Source organism: Cereibacter johrii, assembly GCF_001720585.1.
Classification (GTDB): Bacteria; Pseudomonadota; Alphaproteobacteria; order Rhodobacterales; family Rhodobacteraceae; genus Cereibacter_A; species Cereibacter_A johrii.
Window position 1 is genome coordinate 1 of record NZ_MABH01000005.1, and the last position, 4,291, is coordinate 4,291.

Consider the following 4,291-nt stretch of genomic DNA (forward strand, 5'->3'; position numbering starts at 1 on the left):
GGGCGCTTCCGGCGCGGTCTGCGGCGGCTCGGCCAGCCGCGCGCCGGGCATCACCACGACGAGGGCGAGGCCCAGGGCCGCAAGCGACCCGGTGGCGGCGAGAAGGGGGCGGGAAAAGAAGGAACCCGACATGCGGCGCACTCCGTTGAGGAACCCCGCCCCGGCCGGGCGGTCCTTCCCCTGACGCAGCCCGCTCGCCCGTCCTTGGAACCTGTCGTAATTCTCGAGCGCCAGCGCCATGGCGCGTGCCCGCGCTTCGGGATCGGGCGCCGGAGCCGCCTCGCGCGCCAGCGCCCGGCGCAGGGCCTCGAGATCACCGTCGGTGCGGTCGTCGCTCATGCGCGGGCCTCCCGGAGGGCCATGGCCCTCAAGCGTTTCTTCACCTCCGACATGCGCCAGGCCACCGTGCCCTCGGCCAGCCCCAGAACGGCGGCGGCCTCGGCCTGCGTCATCTCCTCGCCCAGCACCAGCGCCACCGTGTCGCGCAGCTCGACCGGCAGGGCGGTCATGGCGGCGGCCAGCCATTCCTGCGCCGCGCGCGCCTCGCCGATCTCGTCCTGCCGCGCCAGTTCCCAGTCGCCCCAGCCCGCGGCGGCGCGGCTGTGCGCCGACTGCCGCCGGCGCAGGTCGTGGGACGCGTTCACCACCACGCGGTAGAGCCAGGTGGTGAAGCGCGCCTCGCCGCGCCAGCCCCGCAGCTTCATCGGCAGGGCCGCGCAGATGTCCTGCGCCAGATCCTCGGCCTCGGTGCGGCTGCCGGTCAACCGCCAGCTCAGCCCGAAGATCCGGTCGTAATGCCGCTCGACCAGAAGGGCGAAGGCCCCGCGGTCGCCCTCCGCGGCCGCCCCGGCCAGCCTTTCATCGGATGTCTCCATCTCGGGACGGTCGCTCCTGTCGATCGCTTCGCAGGCAGATACTCAGGCCCTGCTGACAAGAACCTTGTCGATCCGGCGGTTGTCGATGTCCATCACCTCGATGCGCCAGCCCGGCACAAGGACGTGATCGCCCAGCTGCGGCAGCGCGCGCAGCTGGTTCAGCACGAGGCCCGCCACCGTCTCGTAATCGCCCGCAAGATCCCGCGGCACGCCCAGCCGGTCGCAGAATTCGTCGACCGGCATCCATCCCGCCACGAGGAACGAGCCATCCTCGCGCTCGACCAGATCGGGCTCTTCCTCGACCGTCTCGCGGAAGCTGCCCGCCACCGCCTCGAGGATGTCGCCGCGGCTGATGATGCCCTCGAAATGGCCGTATTCGTCGTAGACGAGCACCACATGGCTCAGCGAGGCGCGCAGGATCTCGACCACGTTCAGCGCGTCGGCCTTGTCCGAGACCACGGGCGTCTCGCGCACGAGGGCCGCGAGATCGAGCGGGCGGCCTTCGGACAGGGCGGCGAAGGCGTCGGTCAGGTAGAGCACGCCCAGCACCTCGTCCGTGGCGCGGCGGCGCACCGGCACCCGCGCGCGGCCGATCCGGCTCAGCGTCTCGGCCAGATCCTCGGCGGGCGTCTCGAGGTCGAGCATCTCGACGTCGCGGCGGGGCGTCATCAGGGCGCGGGCCGAGCGGTCGGCCAGCCGCATGACGGCCGAGAGCATCGCCCGCTCCTCGGTCTCGATCACCCCCTCCTCGTGGGCCTCGGTCAGGAGCGTGCGCACCTCCTCGTCGGTCACGCGCGAGCGCGAGGCGCCGCCCTGGCCCAGCAGCGCCAGCACGAGCTTGCCGGACCGGTCGAGGAACCACACGACCGGCGCGGCCACGATCGACAGAAGCCGCATCATCGGTGCGACCTTGGCCGCCACCCCTTCGGCGTTGCGCAGGGCCAGCTGTTTCGGCACCAGTTCGCCCGCGATCAGCGAGAGATAGGTGAGCAGCACGACCACGCCGCCCACGCCGAGCGTGCTGGCGAGCTTGGGCTCGATCCCTTCGGCGGCGAGAAAGGCCGCCAGACGCGCGCCGAGCGTGGCGCCCGAGAAGGCGCCCGACAGCACGCCCACGAGGGTGATGCCGATCTGGACGGTGGAGAGGAAGCGGCCCGGATCCTCGGCGAGGGAGAGGGCGGTTGCGGCCCCGCGGCTTCCGGCTTCGGCCATCGGCTTCAGCCGGGCGGGGCGGGCCGAAACGATGGCCAACTCGGACATGGCCAGCACCCCGTTCAGCGCGATCAGGGCGAGGACGACAAGAATTTCAACGAGCATCGGGGCCCTTGGAAAAAGGAATCCTGCCCGGACAGAACCCGGGCAGGGGCGCGTGGGATCCGCCTCAGATCGAGAGGCAGATGTATTTCATCTCGAGGTAATCCTCGATCCCGTGGCGCGAGCCCTCGCGGCCGAGGCCGGATTGCTTCACGCCGCCGAAGGGGGCCACCTCGGTCGAGATGATGCCGGTGTTCACCCCGACGATGCCATATTCCAGCGCCTCCTGCACGCGGGTGATGCGGCCCACGTCGCGCGCGTAGAAGTAGGAGGCAAGGCCGAAGATCGTGTCGTTGGCATAGCCCACCGCCTCTTCCTCGGTCTCGAAGCGGAAGAGGGGGGCGAGCGGGCCGAAGGTCTCTTCCGTCGAGACCTTCATCTCCTGCTTCACGCCGGTCACGACCGTCGGCTCGAAGAAGGTGCCGCCGAGCGGGTGGCGCTTGCCGCCGGTCAGCACCTGGCCGCCGCCGTCGAGCACGTCGCGGATATGTTCCTCGACCTTCGCCACCGCCTTCTCGTTGATGAGCGGACCGGCCTCGGTGCCCTCGACGAGCCCGTCGCCCACCTTCAGCTTCTTCACGGCGGCGGCGAGCTTTTCGGCGAAGGCGTCATAGACGCCGGACTGGACGTAGATCCGGTTCGCGCAGACGCAGGTCTGGCCGTTGTTGCGGAACTTCGAGGCCATGGCGCCCTGCACCGCGGCGTCGAGATCGGCATCGTCGAAGACGATGAAGGGCGCGTTGCCGCCGAGCTCCATCGAGCATTTCATCACCTGATCGGCCGCCTGCCGCAGCAGGATGCGGCCGACCTCGGTCGAGCCGGTGAAGGTGAGCTTGCGCACGATCGGGTTCTCGCACATCTCCTTGCCGATGTCCGAGGATCTGCTCGAGGTGATGACCGAGAGGATGCCCTTGGGCAGACCGGCCCGCTCGCCCAGCACGGCGAGCGCCAGCGCCGAGAGCGGCGTCTCGGCCGCGGGACGCGCGACGAAGCCGCAGCCCGCCGCCAGCGCAGGCCCGCATTTGCGGGTGATCATGGCGTTCGGGAAGTTCCAGGGCGTGATCGAGCCCACGACCCCGATCGGCTGCTTCAGCACCGTGATGCGCTTGTCGCGCATGTGGCCGGGGATGGTCTCGCCATAGATGCGCTTGGCCTCCTCGCCGAACCACTCGATGAACGAGGCGCCATAGGCGATCTCGCCCTTCGCCTCGGCGAGCGGCTTGCCCATCTCGGCGGTGAGGATCGCGCCGAGGTCGTCCTGGTTCGCCATTATCAGCTCGAACCACTTGCGCATGACCTGCGCGCGCTCCTTGCCGGTGCGGGCGGCCCACTCCTTCATGGCCTCCTCGGCGGCGGCGATGGCGCGCGCCGTTTCGGCCCGGCCGAGGTCGGGCACCGTGCAGATCACGTCCCCGCGGGCCGGGTTCGTCACCTCGAAGGTCGCGCCGTCGTCGGCTTCGATCCACTCGCCGGCCACGAAGGCGCGGGGTTCGAGCAGCGACGGGTCCTTGAGCAGCGAGCGCAGGTCGGTGACGGAGTCGAGCATCTGATCCTCCCGGGGACAATGGATTTGCGGCTGCCCGGAGGGCCGGGCAGAGTGCATCGCACAATGGAAAGCACGGGGCGGGGGACATGTCCAGTAACGGCAGGGCGAAAGATGTCAGTATGAGAGAAGGGGAAGAGGCGAGCCGCGCCTATGCCAATGGCGACTTCATCGAGGGCGCGGAAGCCTTTCCGCCGCGCTGGGAGGCGGCGGCGGCAACCTTCCGTGCGGGCCTCGGATCCCGCGCCCGGCTGGATCTTGCCTATGGGCCGGACCCGCGGCAGCGGTTCGATCTCTTCCTGCCCGAGGGTCTGCCGCGGGGCCTCGCGATCTTCTTCCACGGCGGCTACTGGATGGCCTTCGGTCGCGAGACCTGGTCGCATCTGGCGCAGGGGCCGCTCGCGGCCGGATGGGCGGTGGCGATGCCTTCCTACCGGCTCGCGCCCACGGCGCGCATCGCGGAGATGGTGGAGGATGCCGCCCGCGCCACCGCCGCGGCGGCGCGCGAGGTGGCGGGGCCCGTGGTGCTGACCGGCCATTCCGCGGGCGGCCACCTTGC

Annotated in this window: 4 protein-coding genes and 1 pseudogene; 1 reads left to right on the forward strand and 4 read right to left on the reverse strand. The window is 70.4% G+C overall.

All coding sequences use genetic code 11. The features are described from left to right. From A9O63_RS00110 to A9O63_RS00125, 4 genes and pseudogenes are all read right to left on the reverse strand, one after another. A pseudogene (locus tag A9O63_RS00110) lies at nt 1–339 on the reverse strand (VWA domain-containing protein); the annotation flags it as partial. After that, nucleotides 336–875, reverse strand: coding sequence for an RNA polymerase sigma factor (locus A9O63_RS00115; RefSeq protein WP_069330101.1), 540 nt, complete (start codon nt 873–875; stop codon nt 336–338). The pseudogene A9O63_RS00110 and the gene A9O63_RS00115, both read right to left, overlap by 4 nt. Nucleotides 876–917: 42 nt before the next feature. Beyond that, a complete protein-coding gene (locus A9O63_RS00120) occupies nt 918–2,192 on the reverse strand; it encodes a hemolysin family protein (RefSeq protein WP_069330102.1) in 1,275 nt (424 codons plus the stop codon). A gap of 64 nt (nt 2,193–2,256) precedes the next feature. Beyond that, the gene (locus A9O63_RS00125; RefSeq protein WP_069330103.1) at nt 2,257–3,735 is read right to left on the reverse strand and encodes an NAD-dependent succinate-semialdehyde dehydrogenase; all 1,479 of its coding nucleotides are present in this window, start codon (nt 3,733–3,735) and stop codon (nt 2,257–2,259) included. 86 nt (nt 3,736–3,821) lie between these two features. Between A9O63_RS00125 and A9O63_RS00130 the strand changes: the two genes are divergently transcribed. Further along, nucleotides 3,822–4,291: alpha/beta hydrolase (locus A9O63_RS00130; protein ID WP_141703012.1), on the forward strand; the 470-nt coding region annotated here is incomplete at its 3' end.

What these genes read in the sequence shown, in the direction of transcription:
- A9O63_RS00115 (WP_069330101.1), bottom strand. Translation starts at nt 875, where the DNA reads ATGGAGACATCCGATGAAAGGCTGGCCGGGGCGGCCGCGGAGGGCGAC.
- A9O63_RS00125 (WP_069330103.1), bottom strand. Translation starts at nt 3,735, where the DNA reads ATGCTCGACTCCGTCACCGACCTGCGCTCGCTGCTCAAGGACCCGTCG.
- A9O63_RS00120 (WP_069330102.1), bottom strand. Translation starts at nt 2,192, where the DNA reads ATGCTCGTTGAAATTCTTGTCGTCCTCGCCCTGATCGCGCTGAACGGG.